This is a genomic window from Halorubrum sp. SP9, from assembly GCF_005435015.1.
Lineage (GTDB): Archaea > Halobacteriota > Halobacteria > Halobacteriales > Haloferacaceae > Halorubrum > Halorubrum sodomense.
This window is the reverse complement of sequence record NZ_SGXU01000001.1, coordinates 206933-222039: the sequence shown is the minus strand read 5'-3', so window position 1 is coordinate 222039 and position 15107 is coordinate 206933. Positions and strand designations below refer to the sequence as shown.

Below are 15107 nucleotides of genomic sequence, written 5' to 3'. Positions count from 1 at the left end.
GGGAGTCGAGCGGCCGTTTTCGCGGGGTTTCGGTTATCAACCACGAAACGCGGCCCGTGGAATTTAAACCCCTGCTCCGGGACCGTGCGGGTATGAGCGAACGGACGGCAGAGGCGACGACGACCGTCGACGAGGACGGGATCCGCGTCGAGAAATCCTTCACGGACGACGCGTTCCCCGTGCCCGCGGTGAGGTATCTCCTCTCCTCGAACCGCGAGGACCCCGTACGGGTGCGCATCGTCGATCGGATTCCGGAGTCGTTCCCGATGGACCGGGTGGGGTTCCACCCGGAGTACGAGAGCGAGAACTGGACGGCGTACAAGGACCACCGGGTGGAGTTCGAGCGCGTGATCGACCCCGACGAGAGCGTCGAAACGGTGTTCGGGATCCGGGACGACGACCCCGACCTCGACGGGTTCCTCGGCACGCCGGTGATCGAACACGTGCCCGTCGGCGAGGAGATAGAAGACGTGCTCGGCGCCGGCGACACGGACGCGGTCAGGGAGGTCCTCTCCGGCGACCGCGAGACCCTTCCCGGCATGGCCGAATCCGACGATCTGCCGCCCGAAGAGCCCGATGAATCGCCCCCCCAAGCGCCTGAGCCCGAAGCGACCGGCGCGGATCCCGAAGGCGACAGTGCCGACGAGGCGGAGACCGACTCGCCCGAACCCCGGACGGTCACCGACGACGGCGCGGCGGCAGTGACCGAACACGAGGGCGCGCCGCTCGGAGCCGCGGCCGAATCGGAGACCGAGCCCGACGAGGACGAGCCCGCTGAATCGCCCGCAGTCGACGATTCGGAGGCCGTGGTCGAGGAGGTGGACGAGGGCGTCGACACCGAGGGAGGAGAGGAGGGCGTCGACACCGGTGAAACGGACGATACCGCCGGCAGCCTCCCGGGTGAGGGGGGTCTGGCGGCCGCGCTGGCGGCCGAGATCCGGACGGGCGCGGCGGACGAAGAAGACATCGCGACCATCGAGGAGGCGTTCGACGCGGCCGTTCCCCGCAGCGTCGACGTACGCATCTCCCGACTCCAGTCGAGCGTGGCCGATATCGAGGCGTACGCCGACGCCCTCGCGGAGTTCATCGACGAGGAGGGGACGGCCCGAGAGATCCTCGACGGCATCGACGAGCGCGTCGACGCCGTCGAATCCGAGGTGGACGCGCTCGACGAGCGCGTCGACGTCGCGGACGAGGAGCGCGAGGCGATCGAGTCGGACGTCGAGCGCGTCGATTCCGCGGTCGATTCGACCTCGGACGCCGTCGACGCGGTCGAAACGCGCGTCGACGCCGTCGAGGGCGAGATCGAGGAGGTCGAAGGCGACGTTCGCAACGTGGAGGACGACGTCCGCGACGTCGAGGGCGACGTGCGGGCGGTCGAAGACGAGGTCGCGTCCGTCGACGAGACGGTCGAGTCCGTCCGAGACGCCGTTTCGACGGTCGAGACCGACGTCGACGACCTCACCGCGGACGTCGAGCGGATCGACGGCCAGGCGGACGCCGTCGCGGAGACGGTCGACGACCTAGGCGACGACGTCGAGACGCTGTACGAGGAGGTCGACAAGGCGGCGGAGCGCGCCGAAAACGCCGAGGGTCGGGCCGAAGACGCGGCGGAGCGCGCCGAAAACGCCGAGGATCGCATCGACGACGTGGAGTCCGGCCTCGACCGCTTCGACGAGGAGTTCGACGACCTGTGGGACGACCTCGCGGAGATCGACGCGCGGCTCACCGACATCGAGGACCGTCTCGGCGAGGACCTCGACGACGTGGCCGCCGAGTTGGACGAGATCAACGATCACCTCGACGAACTCGACGAGTTCCGAACTCGTCTCAACGAGGCCTTCGGGCCCTAATTCGACCGTTTACGACGATACACGACTCCTGTCGTCCGGCTCTGTCCGATCGGTTCCAAAACGCAATCCGTTTCACGCGCGCGACCCCATCTCGCCCAATGACAGATCCGGTTCCGGTCGCGGTTCCTCGCAAGGGACGCCCGCTCGAGGCCGTCTTAGAGCGGGTCGCGGCCGTCGCGGACGACGACCGCATCGACCGGCTCGCGGACACCGTGAGCAACACGCTCCGGTACGAGAAGGCCGTCACGAAGGGCGCGGTCGACGCCGACGACGGTCCCTACGAACGGCTCGCCGAGTACTCTGACCCGACGACGGAGGCGAAACCGGAGTTCACGCTGCTGCGCGACGACCGGAACGGGAAACCCCGCCGGATCGTCTTCGACGCCGCAACGGTCGATCTGGGCGGTGTGACGGTCACGCTCGTCGGCCGCGAGGAACCGTTTCGAGCGCTCCGGACCCACGAGTTCGCGCTCGGATTCGACTCCGCCGACCTCGTGTTAGAGGAGGTGGTCGGGATAAGAGCGACCGGGCTCGGTAACATCTCCGACATCAACGACCGAATCGATCCGGTCGACACCGACGTCCGCGTCGTCGGCGGACTCGGTGACACGGTGTATCACACTCTGATGGGGCGCGAGAACGGCCGGGCTCCGAGCGAGACGTTCGACCGCGCGTTCCTCGTCGACTACGAGGGGCCGCTGTGTATCTCGCCCCGGTACGAGCGTCTCGTCACCGCGGTGCTGGGGACTGACGCGCTCGACGGCGTCGAGTTCGTCTATCCCGAGGCCGACGAGGAAGAGGAGGCCGCTATCGCCCGAGTCGGCCTCGGCGTGTACCTCACCGTCACCGGTTCGACCGCCCGCGAACACGGGCTCTCGGTCGGCGAACAGCTGTTCCCCAGTGAGACGGTTCTGATGCGCAACGCGGCCGAGACGGCGGAGTCGGTCTCGCGCGTGCTTCGAGCGCTCGACCGCGAAGCCGCCGACTCGGAGATTCGCGTCTGACGCCGGATACGATATCGCGGGATGCGATATATGCGGTAGTGGTGAGACGGGTATCGACCCCGGCACGTTACCCCGCACTGACCGTCTCGATGCCGCGAGAAAACGGTAGCAGCTGATCGAGTCGTTCCGATCGGAGTGAGCGACCGACGATTCGGCTCGAACTCGCGCGGGTGTTTCGCACGGTTACCCACGAAAAGTATATCCGAAGATGTAGTACTAGATTTTCATAGTAGTATCCCTAGATTGCGAGATATTCAATACGCGGTGGTCGGCTAAGAGCACTAGAAAAGAAGATAAGGTCACTTATCCGTAAATCTAGGATAGATTAAAGTCACACGCGCGAGAAACGTCGTTCGAACGATGGGAGGCGATCGACAGTCGGTGAAGACGTACGTCCCGACGGAACAGAAGGACGTCTGGCGAAACCACGCCGACGAACTCGACATGTCGCTGAGCGAGTTCGTCAGGACGATGGTACAGGCCGGGCGCAGGGGGTTCACGCCGACCGAGTCGGCGGGGCACGACGAACCCGCTCCCGAGGCCTCCGACCCCCAGGGTCACGACCTCGAAAGGCGGGTCCACGCGGCTCTCGAATCCGGGCCTCGTTCGTGGGACGAACTCGTCCAGGCCGTCGTCGGTGACGTGGAAGACGAACTGGAGGCGACGCTGGACGACTTACAGGATCGCAACCGCGTCCGATACAGCGGCCCGGACGGGGGATACGTGTTGACCGATGAGTAGCGCCAGAGCGGCTCCCGATCCGGACGACCCGATCGGCTACTTCCTCGAAGACCTCACGTATCACGGGAAGACCGACCGAACCAGAGCGGCGTACGAGCGCGTCCTCCGTCGGTTCGAGGCGTTTCTCGACGAGACCGAACCGAACGCCGCGACGCACCGGGACTGTATGTCGTTCGTCCACTCGCTGCGGGGCGACGCCGCCGACAGCACCGTCGCGACGTACGCGGCGTACCTGCATCGGTTTTACGGGTATATGACGGAAGTGGGCGCCTTCGACGACAATCCGATGACGCTGGTGATGGAGGAGATGGACGAGACCGTCGATAAGGACCCCGCCCGTCGCGACGTCTCGATCCCGGCGATGCGGTCGTTTGTCGCCGGGATCCGTCATCCCCTCCACCGCGCGCTCGTGGTGACGCTACTGAAGACCGGCATGCGGGTCGGCGAGTTGTGTAACCTCGACCTCCGCGATCTGGCCGTTTCCGACCCGGAGCTCGACGCCGCGTACGCGCTCGGCGGGCGCCCCGCGCTGTCCGAGCGACCGGACTCGATATTCGTGACCGCGGAGGCGACCGTCGGCGAGGAACTGAACGGCGAGGCGCGGACGGCCGCCAACAAGCGGAAGCGCGGGACGGTGATCCCGGTCGACGACGAGCTTCGGCGGACGTTGAAGGCGTGGCTCGCGGTCCGACCGGATTCTCCGTCGCCCGCGGACCCGTTGTTCGTCGGCACCGCGGAGGGATGGGGCGAGCGACTCCGGCCGCAGGCGGTCAGGCACGTCGTTGAGCGGTACGCCCGCAAGGAGGGCTGGTATCGGACCGGCGGCGGCGCCGACGAGAACGTTACGCCTCACTACTTCCGGCACTTCTTCACGACGCACCTCAGAGACAGAACCGGCGACCGCGGCGTGGTGAAGTACCTGCGCGGCGACGTCGCCGACGACGTGATCGACACGTACACCCACAACTGGGGCGATCAGGTCCGGGAGACGTACGAGGCGAACGTCTACCGACTGGTTTCGTGAACCAGCCGTCCCGTCGCGTTGGTCGGGTGTCAACGGATCAGGTATGTGTTGTCCAAATACCAACGTATCCTGTTCGCACGAGAACGCGTAAATAGTATTTCGCTATATCCAATTGCCCCAGTCGGTTCCATCAGCCGCGAACGACAAGACGCGAAGGAACGACCGCCGTGGTACCGTGTCACTCATATGTCGCGACGATCCGTGTAAAGACGACGATGGCGCTCCTCGAAGTGACCGCCGCTACCGGCCTCTCGGTAATGGCCGGAACGGCGGTCACAGCCCTCCTCTGTGTCGGGCCTCGACAGGTGTCGCGGGCGATGACCGATGTCGACGAGCGCATCCGCGGGGTCGCCCCCTACCTCGGGGCGGCGGTCGCGCTCCTCGCGGTCAAACAGCTCACGCAAGGGTATCGGCTACGCTTCTCTCGCGCGCTGGGCTGGAACATCACCGACGAGCTGTACGCGCTGGAAGGCGGGTTCGTGGCGGGCCTCCAAGACGTGACGCCGGAGGCGACGCTGGAGTTCTTCACCGTGAGCTACATGGTCGGGTTCGCGTTCCTCCTCGTCGCGGGACCGATAACGTACTTCCTCTCGGCGGGACGCCGACAGCGACACCTGAAGGAACTGCTCGTCGCGTACATGCTGAACTACGCCGTCGGCACCGTCTGTTACACCCTGTTCATCTCGTACGGGCCGCGAAACCACTTGGAGACCGTCTCCGGACTGATGTACCGGGTGTACCCGCAGACGCAGGACCTCACCGCGGCGGTGGCGTCGAATACCAACGTGTTTCCGTCGCTCCACACCTCCCTGTCGGTGGCCGTCGTCGCGGTCGCCTGGCGCTCGCGACGGACGCATCCGCGCTGGACGCCCGTCGCCGCCGCGGTCGCGGTCGCCGTGGTGTTCTCGACGATGTACCTCGGCATCCACTGGCTCACCGACGTCGTCGCCGGCGCCGCGCTCGGCGTCGGGTCGGTGTTCGCCGCGGTGCGGATCGTGGACCGGGCGGAGTCGCGGTCGCTCACGGCTCGCGACGACACCCACGAGGAACCGGCCGGCCGGGCCGGCGACGATTAGGGGAACGACGGTCCTCCGACCACGGACCGCGACGACGAGGCCGGAGCGAGAGACGGCGGTCACCGCTTCCGCGAGCCCCGACTAGCCGGTGTTCCGAATCCCGATGAACGCGAGCGGAGAGACCGTTCAGACGGAGAGCGTCCGGACCGAGCTCGTCTCGGGGGTCACTCCTCGTCGAGCAGGCTCTCGACGAGGGCCTCGGGGTCGAACCGGGTGATGTCGTCGTACCCCTGTCCGGTGCCGAGGAAGAGGATCGGCTTGCCGGTGACGTACGCGACCGAGATGGCGGCGCCGCCCGAGGAGTCGGCGTCGGCCTTCGTCAGGATCGCGCCGTCGATCGCCGCGGCGTCGTCGAACTCCTTCGCGCGGTTGACCGCGTCTTGGCCCGCGACCGCCTCGTCGACGAAGAGGGTCATGTCGGGGTCGACGACGCGGTCGATCTTCTCCAGTTGGGCCATCAGGTCGTCGCTTGTGTGGAGCCGCCCCGCCGTGTCGCCGAGGACGACGTCGATGTCGTTCGCCTCGGCGTACTCGACGCCGTCGTAGATGACGGCCGCCGGATCGCCGCCCTGATCGTGGCTGATCAGGTCCCGGCCGAGCCGGTCGGCGTGTTCGCAGATCTGCTCGTTCGCGCCCGCGCGGTAGGTGTCGCCGTTCGCGAGGACGGACGAGTAGCCGCGGTCTGCGAGCCACTCCGAGAGCTTCGCGATGCTCGTCGTCTTCCCGACGCCGTTGACGCCGGTGAAGACGATGGTGACGGGCTTGTCCGCCTCGGCGATCCGCTGCTCGAAGTCGAACTGCCCGACGGCGATGACGTCGAGGAGGGCGTCGTGAAGCGCCGACTCGACGAGTTCGCCGGTGGTCTCGACCTGCTTGCGGGACTCGCCGAGCATGCTCTCGCGGACGCTGTCGAGGATCTGCTCGGCGACGCTCATCTCCACGTCGCTTTCGAGCAGCGCCATCTCGAGGTTCCACAGCGGCTCCTCTAAGTCCTCCTCCTCGATGATAATTCGCCCGGTCGCGAACGCCTTCGCGCGCTGGAAGGTGCTCGGTTCGTCGTCGTCCGAGGTCGTCTCGTCGGCCTCGACTGCGTCGGCTTCGGCGGCGGTCGCCGCAGCGCCGCCTTCGGGGGCCTCGTCGCTCGCGTCGGCGTCGCTCCCCGGGGCCGCTCCCTCCTCGGGGGACGCCTCCTCGTCGACCTCGGTCGACGCTTCGACGTCCTCTCGGAAGCCCGAGAGCTTGTCTTTCAGTCCGTCGAACACGGTCTGACCCTCGTCTTACTCCTCTCCGTCCTGCGTCTGCTGCATCTGCTGCATCTGCTGTTGCTGCATCTGCTGTTGCATCTGCTGGGCCTGCTGTTCGAGCTCGTCGCTCTCGGACTCCAGCTCTTCGACCTCCGCCTGCGTCTCTTCGATGCGGTCGTCGAGCGCCTCCTGCTTGCGCCGGAGGACGTCGATGGCGTCGTCCTGCTCCTGCTCCGCGGAGTAGTTGCCGCCGAGCGAGACGATGACCTCGTCGATGTCCTGGACCTCGGCGCGGAGGTACGCGCCGCCGCCGAGCGGGACCTGAACGGTCGCGCCCGTGTCGAGGGTCTCGATGGCCTCGACCGCGTCGTCGATGTCGGCCTTCTCCTCGCGGTAGTCGGCTATCTCGGCTTCGAGCGCCTCGATCTCCTCGTCGAGCGCCTGGATCTCTTGGGAAAGCTGCTGAAGCTGCTGTTGTCCGCCACCCATCATGCCTCGGACACCTCCTCGATGTCGATCTGGGTGCGCTTGCGGTTGTGCTGGCTCCCGACGTTGGTGTAGATTCGCTCGCGGGCGAGGTCCTCGTTTTCCGCCTCGACATCCTTCGTGAACGGCTGATCGCCGTCTCGACTCTGGAACCGTCCACTCACCGTGTACGTACTCATGTTTCCCGATGTGGCAGGGACAGGGAAGTATCTTCCTAAAGGGGGACAGGCCGCCGCGTCGACGAGGGGGGCTTCCGAGCGGGAGATATTCCCAGCGGGGGGCCTTCTCAGCGGGGGACCCTCCCAGCGAGAGGTCTCCCGAGCGGCTCCGCCTTCCGAGTCACCCCGAGAGATCCGCGCGCCGGAACCGAACGACGGCGAGCGCGACGAGGACGACCGTCGCCGCGAGCAGGACCGCCGCGCCCGTCGAATCGTACTCGCCCGATACGAGGACGGCGGACGGGTCGTAGTGCGCCGTCGGACTGAGATCCCCGACCGCCGCGTAGTCGGTGCTCGCCGCGACCGACTCGAGCATGAACAGCGCGAACAGCGCGCCGAGCGCGACCCGCTGAGCGATCCCCGGCCGCGAGACGAGCGTCGACACGGCGATGCCGAACGCGACGCACGTCAGGTGGTACGGGACCGCGAGCGCGTGGACCGCGACGAGCCGCTCGACCGCGATCGTCTCCCCGACCGCGAGGACGCCGACGTACGCGACGACCGGTACCACGAGGTTCAGTAGGGCGACGAGCGGCACCAGTCCGAGGAACCGCCCGATCACGACGTCGCGGCGCGCGACCGGCGCCGACAGCGTGAGGTCCATCCGGCCGGAGGCGACGTCGCCGGCGATTGTCCCCCCGGCGAGGTACGCGAGGTAGAGGCCGACCAAGAGCAGCCACGCGAACTGGTAGAACTCCACCGCGAGGAACCCCTCGACGGAGGAGATGGCGATGATCCCGAACGCCTCCCGGACCGCCGGCGGAAACGCCTCGACGTAGGCGTCGAGGTCGACTCCGGATGTCGACAGCGACGGGTAGAAGGCCAAAAAGAGGAGTAGCGCCGCCGAGAGCAGCCCCGCCACCGCGAGCGACCCGCGGGCCCGGCCGGCGGCGTCGTAGCGCGCGATCGCGAGCCACGGCGCCGGGCGGTCGCTCATCGGGCGTCACCCCCCGATCCCGCGGTCGCGTCCCTCGACGCGTCGCTCCCGCCGCTGCCGGTCGGTCTCGGTCCGCCGCCCCCGCTCGGCCCCGGCACGTCGCCGTCGTAGAAGGTCATGAACGCCTCCTCGAGCGGGGCGTCGACGACGTCGAGGTCCAGCACGGTGTACCCCGAGAGCAGGTCGATCAGCGCGTCGTACTCCCCGGTCCACGTGAACGAGACGGTCTCGCCGACGCGGAGGTTCATCGCGCCGCGGACCTCGAAGTCGTCCCGGTCGACGTCCTCCGCGACGCGGACGCGGACCTGTTTGCCGCCGCGAGACCGGAGGTCCGAGACGGACTCGACCGCGGCGAGATGACCATCCCTGAGGACGCCGACGCGGTCGCACAGCGCCGCCACCTCGCCGAGGACGTGCGAGGAGAGGAGGACGCTCGCCCCGTCGTCCACGCGTTCGCGCACCAGGGCGGCGAACTCCTCTTGGAGCAGCGGGTCGAGCCCGGAGGTCGGCTCGTCGAGCAACAGGAGATCCGGGTCGTGCATGAACGCGGCCACCAGCGCCACCTTCTGCCGGTTGCCCCGCGAGAGGTCTGCGATCCGACGCGACTCGTCCAGGTCGAACCGGTCGACGAGGCCGTCGCGGCTCGACTCGCCGCGGAGCGCCGCCTGGTGGTCGAGGAACGCCGCCGCGGTGCGGTCGCGGTCGAGCCCCGGGTCGCCGGGGAGGTACCCGATCCGCTCCCGGGCGCGGCGCGACTCGACGGGGTCGGTGACGTCGTGTCCCAGGAGCGTTCCGCCGCCGCTCGTCGGGGACAGGAATCCCAGGAGCGTGCGGATCGCGGTCGTCTTCCCCGCGCCGTTCGGCCCGAGGAAACCGAACACCTCGCCCTCCTCGACGGTGAACGAGACGTCTTCGACCCCGCGGACGTCGCCGTAGTACTTGCTCAGGTCTCGGCACTCGATAGCGGGCATGCCGCACGCAACTCCGCTGGGGCTTATAAATGTGGGAGCCGGCGACGAACTGAAAACGGGGGAACGGAGGACTGGTTCAATCGATGAAGCCGAGCGTCTCTTCGATCCGGCCGAGTTCGGGGCCGGTCGTGTCCTCGCCGACGACGTACCCCTCGTCGGTGGCGACGAGGCCGGAGCCGACGAGCGGCGCGCCGTAGTTGACGGTGCCGAGGTCGGCGCGGACGTCGAGCGCCTCTTCGACCGCCTGAAGCTCCGACTCGGTCGACTGGGGGTGACAGAGCACGCCCGTGTCGTTGGCGACCGCCGCGGTGCCGACCGTCCTGACCCCGCCGAGGTCGCCGCGGGTGACGGGGACGTCGAGGGCGTCCTCGACCGTCTGGACCGCCTCGCGCGAGAGGTCCGGGTGGACGTACGCGCCGTAGTCGTTCGCGAGGACGACGTTGCCGGCGGCGTTGATCTCGCCCGGGAGTTCGGCGGCCGGGACGCCGGCGACGTCCGCGATCCGGTCCTTCTCGCGTTCGGTCGCGCGCGAGGAGACGAGCACGCCGTGCTCGTTACCCGTCGCGAGCGCCCCGACCGTGTTCGACCGTCCGACGGTCGTCAGCAGCGGCTCGGCGCCGAGTTCCGCCGCGAGGTCCTCGGCGAGGCCCTCGTCGACGTCCGGCCGAACCAGGAGGAGGTCGTCGACCGCGCGGGCGAACACGCCCACGTACGACGATCCGGTGAAGGTCGCCCGTAACACGTTACTCGGCGTGTTCGGCCTCGACGACCGGCTCGCCGTCCTCGACGAACCGAGCCGCGCGGACCCGCACCGTGCTGGGCGGGTTCTGTCGCCCGTTCGTCCAGACGGCCTCGTTGACCGAGCCGTCGATGATCACGTCGTCCTCGTCGACGGAGAAGTGCTGCGCGAGGTGCTGTCGCGTGATCTTCATCGCGTAGTCGGCGCGCTGCTGGACGGGCTTCTCCTTCGCGTCGCGGAGCGGGACGGTGACGACGCGCTCCTCGAAGTCGTTCGTCGACATTTACTCGTCCAGGTCGTTCCGGCGCCAGTTGCGCCGCTTGGGGTTTCGCGTCACGTTCATGTCCGTCTTCATCATGACCCACGCGGGGACGCGGGTGTTCTGGCGCTCCGCCTTCGCCAGACGCTTCTTTTGAGCCTTCGACTTGTCTCCCATAGTGGCGCACACTTTCCGCGGGGCGCATAAAACCCCTTCCATACGGGTCGCCACCGGGCCGCCGAACCCCGACCGAGGCCGCCGTCGCGACCGCTACAGTTCCCGCTCGGCGATATCCGCGTAGATCCGGTAGCAGCGGTCGAGGACGTCCAGGCTCGCGCTCTCGGTGTCGGTGTGCGCCTGCCCCGGCTCGGAGGCGCCACAGACCAGACAGTCGGTCCCGGCCTCGGCGAGCCATCCGGCGTCGGTCGCGTGCGGCTTCGTGACGTGTTCGGGCGCGTCGAGGCCGCGCTCCTCGTGGACCGCGCGGGCCACGTCGAGTGCGGCGTCGGCGAAGGCCGCGTCCCCGCAGGCCATCGGCGGGAGGTCCTGATCGACGACGAGCTCGACGCCCGGCGTCGCGTCGGCGACGCCCGCCACGTCCGCGCGACCGCCGGGAACCGTGCGCTCGTCGACCGTCGCCTCGCAGCGCTCCGGGATGACGTTCCACGTGTCGCCGCCGTCGACGATCGTGACCGCGAGCGACCCGGAGACGTCGTTGCCGAGGACCGTCGCCCGCGGCGCGTCGAGGTCGCGGACCCCGTCGATCGCGTCGCAGGCGCGGTAGATCGCGTTCTCGCCCGCCTCCGGCTCCGAGGCGTGCGCGGCCGCCCCGTGCGCGACGAGCCGCGACCCGCGCCGGCCGCGGTGGGCGACGACCACGTCCGTGACGCCCGGCTTCGAGTAGTTCGTCGACCCCTCCGCGACGACCGCGCGGTCGGGGGCGAACCCGGCGTCGATGGCGTGGCGCGCCCCCTCGCCGCCGACCTCCTCACCGACGAACGAGGCGAGTATCAGCTCGCGGTCGGCGGGCGGCGTCGCGTCGCGGAAGGCGAGCATCGCGGCCGCGACCGACCCCTTCATGTCGGCGGTCCCGCGCCCGTAGATCCGGCCGTCGCGACGCTCGACGACGTACTCGCCGTCGAGGCCGTCGCCGGTCGTCTGCTCGGGCGCGGGCGGCACCACGTCGTGGTGGCCGACGAGGGCGAGCGAGTCGGCGTCCGGGTCGTCGGTCGCGCCGGCAAACGCGAGGACGTTGCCGGCGTCGTCGCGCTCGACGGTCGCGTCCGTCTCCGCGCGCAGCCACTCCTCGATCGCGTCGCCCGCGGCCGTCTCGTCCTCGTGGGAGGGGATCGAGACGAGCCGCTCGGTCAGGGCCCCGAGTTCGTCCATGCGCCCTCTGAAACGCCGCACCGCATAAGGGCGTCCCTCGGGGCGAGGGCGCCCTGACGTGAGCCGCGAGGGGCCGCGACGCGAGCGACGCGGGGCGAGCGACGCGGCGCGCCCGAGCCGGCCTCAGGTCGTGAACAGCTCCGTGTCGTCTGGCACCGCGAAGAGTCCGAGCCTGACCCCGGCGTCGAGCCAGCCGTACCCGTACGAGTACGAGGCGAGCGCGTTCACCGGGTCGCCGTCCTCGCGGAAGTGCCGGCCGTCGTCGAGGTACGACTCGGCCATCTCCGTCACGTCCGCGGCGGCCTCGCCCAGCGGCGTGTCGGCCGGCGGACGGGGCTCTGCGACGGAGAGCGCGTCCGCGAGCATCCGCTCGTAGCGGTCCGTTTTCTCCTCCAGATCGGCGGGCATACCCGAGTGTTCCGACGGGCGGACAAAAGCGGCCGGGTCGGACCGGGGGCGCTGTACCGCTCCCGGTCCCGAAAGCGCAACGCCGATACGCTCGGCCGCGAAACGGGGGTCCATGTACGAGGCCGTTCACGCCCACCCGGACGGCGAGGCGACCGTCGCGCGCCACGCCGCGACCGCCGCACGACAGGGCTACGACGGGATCGTGGTCCGCTCGCGCGACGCGCTGGATCCGGCCACCGGCGGGGGGCGATCGGGCGGCGACGGCGGGTCGGCCGCCGGCGACCGCGGCGAGAGCCCCGTCCGAGACCCGAACGCCCTCGCCGAGGAGTACGGGATCGACGTCGTCGACGCGGTCGAGATCGACGCCGACGACCCGACGAGCGCATCCGGCGCGGTCGGGAACTACCGCTCCGACCGGACCGTGGTCTGCGTCGTCGGTGGGGACGACGCCCTGAACCGGTTCGCCGTCGAGCAGGCGCGCGTCGACGCCCTCGTCCGTCCGACGGCGGGGGGCGGCGACTTCAACCACGTGCTCGCGAAGGCGGCGCGGGAGAACGCCGTTCACGTCGAGTTCGACTTCGGCCCGGCGCTCCGCGAGACGGGCGGGAAGCGCGTTCGGGCGCTCTCCGACCTCCGGAAGCTCCGCGAGATCGTCGATCACTACGACGCGCCGTACGTCGTGAGCGCGAACGCCCGCTCGCACCTCCAACTGCGCGCTCCGCGGGAGCTGGTCTCGGTGGGAGAGGCGGTCGGGTTCGACGCCGAGGCGGTCCGCGAGGGGCTCCGAGCGTGGGGTGACATCGTCGAGCGCAATCGGGAGCGCCGCTCCGAGAGCTTCATAGAGCCGGGGGTCCGACGTGGCAGGTATGAAGAAGACGGTTGAGGAACACGCCGAGCGGTTCTCCGAGAAGGCGGCCGCGTACGACGACTCGAAGAGCGACGAGTACCACGCCTGCGCGAGCCTCGTGATCGACCACGCCGCGCCCGAGTCGGACGACGTCGTCCTCGATCTGGGCGCCGGGACCGGCGCCATCGCGCTCGCGGTCGCGGCGGACGCCGAGCGCGTCCTGGCGCGCGATATCAGCGAGGGGATGATGGAGGAGGGTCGTCGGAAGGCCGCCGACCGCGGCCTCGACAACGTGGAGTTCGCGTACGGCGAGTTCCGCGACCCCGACCTCGACCCGGACCAGCGGGTCGACGTCGTCACCTCGAACTTCGCGCTTCACCACCTCGCTGACGACGAGAAGCGCGAGGCGATCCGGGTGATGAGCGAGACCGGCGCGCGGCGGATCGCCCTCGGCGACGTCGCCTTCTTCGAGGGGCCGGACCCGGACGCGCCGTTCTACAGCCCCGAGGTCGACGACCCCGCGACCGTCGGCACGCTGGTCGAGGCGTTCACCGAGGAGGGGTTCGCGGTGACCGCCGTCGAGCGCGTCCACGACCAGGTGGCGGTGATCGTCGCGGAGCGGCTCCGCGAACTCCCGGCGTGAGGGTGCCGAGATGAAACACCTCCCGAAACACCTTCGCCCGCGGTGGCGGTACCTCGCGGTCGGGATCGAGACGTGGACGGACGCCGAGGTCGGCCGGCGCGCGTTCCAGCGCGCGCTATGGTACAGCGCCGGCAACCTCCTCGGGGACGCCGGCAGCGCCGACGCCGACCTCACGCTGCTGTCGTTCGCGCACGCGGACGGGACCGGCGAGGCCGTCGTCCGCGTCAGACACGGCCACGTCGACGACGCGCGCGCCGCCGTCGCCTGCGTGAGCGAGGTCGACGGCGAGCCCGTCGGAATCCTCGTCAGGGGGATTTCGGGGACGGTGCGTGCCTGTGAAGAAAGATATATGCGTCGCGCGACCGCCAGTTCGACACAGCGAGACGTCGCGTTCGAAGGCGCCGAACGGTCCGCGACCGTGCGCGGTGACGCGTGCGACCTGCGGGTCGAGTCGGGTCGTGTCGGCGCGACGACGTTCGACACCGAGTGATATCATGCAGGGCCAATCTCAACAACAGGCGTACGACCGCGGCATCACCATCTTCTCTCCGGACGGCCGACTCTATCAGGTCGAGTACGCCCGGGAGGCGGTGAAACGGGGGACGGCGAGCGTCGGGATCCGCGCCGAGGACGGGGTCGTCCTCGCGGCCGACAAGCGCGCCCGCTCCCCGCTGATGGAACCGGAGAGCGTCGAGAAGCTCCACAAGGCCGACGACCACGTCGGCGTCGCGAGCGCGGGCCACGTCGCCGACGCCCGCCAGCTCATCGACTTCGCGCGCCGCCAGGCGCAGGTGAACCGGCTCCGCTACGGGGAGCCTGTCGGCATCGAGACGCTGACGAAGAGCATCACCGACCACATCCAGCAGTACACGCAGGTCGGCGGCGCGCGCCCGTTCGGCGTCGCGCTCATCGTCGGCGGGATCGAGAACGGCGAACCGCACCTGTTCGAGACGGACCCCTCTGGCACCCCCTACGAGTGGCAGGCGCTGTCGATCGGCTCGGACCGCAGCGACCTCCGGGAGTACCTGGAGGAGACGTACGAGGAGGGCCTCACCACGGACGAGGCGGTCGGGCTCGCGCTCGATACCCTCGCGCGGTCGAACGACGGGGAACTGTCCCCGGAGGGCGTCGGCGTCGCCACGATCACCGTCGACGACCCCGAGTACGCCGAGCGGCCGACCGACGAGATCGAGGCGGTCCTCGAGGAGCGCGACCTGCTCCCGGCCGACGAGGACGAGGCGGACGGCGAAAGCGACGGGGAGTAGCGC

19 protein-coding genes are annotated in these 15107 nt (G+C 69.3%); 9 read left to right on the top strand and 10 right to left on the bottom strand.

Annotated features, from left to right (window positions below; all coding sequences use genetic code 11):
* Positions 1-92: 92 nt before the first annotated feature.
* From EXE45_RS01090 to EXE45_RS01070, 5 genes are all read left to right on the top strand, one after another.
* Positions 93-1853, top strand: coding sequence for an alanine-zipper protein (locus EXE45_RS01090; protein ID WP_092922614.1), 1761 nt, complete (start codon positions 93-95; stop codon positions 1851-1853).
* Between the two features lie 98 nt (positions 1854-1951).
* Positions 1952-2857, top strand: a complete 906-nt coding sequence (locus EXE45_RS01085; protein WP_092922617.1) for a hypothetical protein — start codon at positions 1952-1954, stop codon at positions 2855-2857.
* Positions 2858-3217: 360 nt separating this feature from the next.
* Positions 3218-3598, top strand: a complete 381-nt coding sequence (locus EXE45_RS01080; protein ID WP_137693286.1) for a DUF5805 domain-containing protein — start codon at positions 3218-3220, stop codon at positions 3596-3598.
* On the top strand, positions 3591-4622 hold the full coding sequence (locus EXE45_RS01075; protein ID WP_137693285.1) for a tyrosine-type recombinase/integrase: 1032 nt from the start codon (positions 3591-3593) through the stop codon (positions 4620-4622). Before EXE45_RS01080 ends, EXE45_RS01075 begins: the two co-directional genes overlap by 8 nt.
* 215 nt (positions 4623-4837) lie before the next feature.
* Positions 4838-5698: a phosphatase PAP2 family protein gene (locus tag EXE45_RS01070; RefSeq protein ID WP_092922626.1), complete on the top strand. Its 861-nt coding sequence runs from the start codon at positions 4838-4840 to the stop codon at positions 5696-5698.
* 164 nt (positions 5699-5862) lie between these two features.
* Here the strand turns inward: EXE45_RS01070 and ftsY are convergent, their stop codons facing one another.
* From ftsY to EXE45_RS01020, 10 genes are all read right to left on the bottom strand, one after another.
* Entirely contained in the window at positions 5863-6960 is a 1098-nt protein-coding gene (ftsY, locus tag EXE45_RS01065) for a signal recognition particle-docking protein FtsY (protein WP_137693284.1), read from the bottom strand.
* 15 nt (positions 6961-6975) lie between these two features.
* Positions 6976-7431, bottom strand: coding sequence for a prefoldin subunit alpha (pfdA, locus tag EXE45_RS01060; protein ID WP_092922632.1), 456 nt, complete (start codon positions 7429-7431; stop codon positions 6976-6978).
* Complete coding sequence (rpl18a, locus tag EXE45_RS01055; protein WP_092922635.1) at positions 7431-7607, bottom strand: 50S ribosomal protein L18Ae; 177 nt, start codon at positions 7605-7607, stop codon at positions 7431-7433. The genes pfdA and rpl18a overlap by 1 nt, the downstream gene beginning before the upstream one ends.
* A 160-nt stretch (positions 7608-7767) precedes the next feature.
* Complete coding sequence (locus EXE45_RS01050; RefSeq protein ID WP_092922638.1) at positions 7768-8583, bottom strand: ABC transporter permease; 816 nt, start codon at positions 8581-8583, stop codon at positions 7768-7770.
* The gene (locus EXE45_RS01045; protein WP_137693283.1) at positions 8580-9554 is read right to left on the bottom strand and encodes an ABC transporter ATP-binding protein; all 975 of its coding nucleotides are present in this window, start codon (positions 9552-9554) and stop codon (positions 8580-8582) included. Before EXE45_RS01045 ends, EXE45_RS01050 begins: the two co-directional genes overlap by 4 nt.
* Before the next feature lie 76 nt (positions 9555-9630).
* Entirely contained in the window at positions 9631-10296 is a 666-nt protein-coding gene (locus tag EXE45_RS01040; RefSeq protein WP_092922644.1) for a translation initiation factor IF-6, read from the bottom strand.
* A gap of 1 nt (position 10297) precedes the next feature.
* Positions 10298-10576, bottom strand: a complete 279-nt coding sequence (locus EXE45_RS01035; RefSeq protein WP_092922647.1) for a 50S ribosomal protein L31e — start codon at positions 10574-10576, stop codon at positions 10298-10300.
* Entirely contained in the window at positions 10577-10729 is a 153-nt protein-coding gene (locus EXE45_RS01030; protein WP_004050128.1) for a 50S ribosomal protein L39e, read from the bottom strand. It abuts the gene before it with no gap.
* Positions 10730-10822: 93 nt separating this feature from the next.
* A complete protein-coding gene (locus EXE45_RS01025; protein WP_092922650.1) occupies positions 10823-11941 on the bottom strand; it encodes a M20 family metallopeptidase in 1119 nt (372 codons plus the stop codon).
* Positions 11942-12064: 123 nt separating this feature from the next.
* Complete coding sequence (locus EXE45_RS01020) at positions 12065-12349, bottom strand: DUF357 domain-containing protein (protein ID WP_137693282.1); 285 nt, start codon at positions 12347-12349, stop codon at positions 12065-12067.
* A 112-nt stretch (positions 12350-12461) separates the two neighbouring features.
* Between EXE45_RS01020 and EXE45_RS01015 the strand changes: the two genes are divergently transcribed.
* From EXE45_RS01015 to psmA, 4 genes are read left to right on the top strand one after another with little or no spacing between them, the layout of a single operon-like run.
* Positions 12462-13232, top strand: a complete 771-nt coding sequence (locus tag EXE45_RS01015; RefSeq protein WP_137693281.1) for an RNase P subunit p30 family protein — start codon at positions 12462-12464, stop codon at positions 13230-13232.
* A complete protein-coding gene (locus EXE45_RS01010) occupies positions 13216-13839 on the top strand; it encodes a class I SAM-dependent methyltransferase (RefSeq protein WP_092922659.1) in 624 nt (207 codons plus the stop codon). The genes EXE45_RS01015 and EXE45_RS01010 overlap by 17 nt, the downstream gene beginning before the upstream one ends.
* Before the next feature lie 10 nt (positions 13840-13849).
* Entirely contained in the window at positions 13850-14329 is a 480-nt protein-coding gene (locus tag EXE45_RS01005; RefSeq protein WP_137693280.1) for an Rpp14/Pop5 family protein, read from the top strand.
* 4 nt (positions 14330-14333) lie between these two features.
* Complete coding sequence (psmA, locus tag EXE45_RS01000) at positions 14334-15104, top strand: archaeal proteasome endopeptidase complex subunit alpha (protein WP_092922665.1); 771 nt, start codon at positions 14334-14336, stop codon at positions 15102-15104.
* Positions 15105-15107: the final 3 nt, after the last annotated feature.

Bases quoted from the DNA above. Each gene is read 5' to 3' on its own strand.
- EXE45_RS01090 (WP_092922614.1), top strand. From the start codon at position 93: ATGAGCGAACGGACGGCAGAGGCGACGACGACCGTCGACGAGGACGGG.
- EXE45_RS01085 (WP_092922617.1), top strand. From the start codon at position 1,952: ATGACAGATCCGGTTCCGGTCGCGGTTCCTCGCAAGGGACGCCCGCTC.
- EXE45_RS01080 (WP_137693286.1), top strand. From the start codon at position 3,218: ATGGGAGGCGATCGACAGTCGGTGAAGACGTACGTCCCGACGGAACAG.
- EXE45_RS01075 (WP_137693285.1), top strand. From the start codon at position 3,591: ATGAGTAGCGCCAGAGCGGCTCCCGATCCGGACGACCCGATCGGCTAC.
- EXE45_RS01070 (WP_092922626.1), top strand. From the start codon at position 4,838: ATGGCGCTCCTCGAAGTGACCGCCGCTACCGGCCTCTCGGTAATGGCC.
- pfdA (WP_092922632.1), bottom strand. From the start codon at position 7,431: ATGGGTGGCGGACAACAGCAGCTTCAGCAGCTTTCCCAAGAGATCCAG.
- rpl18a (WP_092922635.1), bottom strand. From the start codon at position 7,607: ATGAGTACGTACACGGTGAGTGGACGGTTCCAGAGTCGAGACGGCGAT.
- EXE45_RS01050 (WP_092922638.1), bottom strand. From the start codon at position 8,583: ATGAGCGACCGCCCGGCGCCGTGGCTCGCGATCGCGCGCTACGACGCC.
- EXE45_RS01045 (WP_137693283.1), bottom strand. From the start codon at position 9,554: ATGCCCGCTATCGAGTGCCGAGACCTGAGCAAGTACTACGGCGACGTC.
- EXE45_RS01035 (WP_092922647.1), bottom strand. From the start codon at position 10,576: ATGTCGACGAACGACTTCGAGGAGCGCGTCGTCACCGTCCCGCTCCGC.
- EXE45_RS01030 (WP_004050128.1), bottom strand. From the start codon at position 10,729: ATGGGAGACAAGTCGAAGGCTCAAAAGAAGCGTCTGGCGAAGGCGGAG.
- EXE45_RS01025 (WP_092922650.1), bottom strand. From the start codon at position 11,941: ATGGACGAACTCGGGGCCCTGACCGAGCGGCTCGTCTCGATCCCCTCC.
- EXE45_RS01020 (WP_137693282.1), bottom strand. From the start codon at position 12,349: ATGCCCGCCGATCTGGAGGAGAAAACGGACCGCTACGAGCGGATGCTC.
- EXE45_RS01015 (WP_137693281.1), top strand. From the start codon at position 12,462: ATGTACGAGGCCGTTCACGCCCACCCGGACGGCGAGGCGACCGTCGCG.
- EXE45_RS01010 (WP_092922659.1), top strand. From the start codon at position 13,216: ATGAAGAAGACGGTTGAGGAACACGCCGAGCGGTTCTCCGAGAAGGCG.
- EXE45_RS01005 (WP_137693280.1), top strand. From the start codon at position 13,850: ATGAAACACCTCCCGAAACACCTTCGCCCGCGGTGGCGGTACCTCGCG.
- psmA (WP_092922665.1), top strand. From the start codon at position 14,334: ATGCAGGGCCAATCTCAACAACAGGCGTACGACCGCGGCATCACCATC.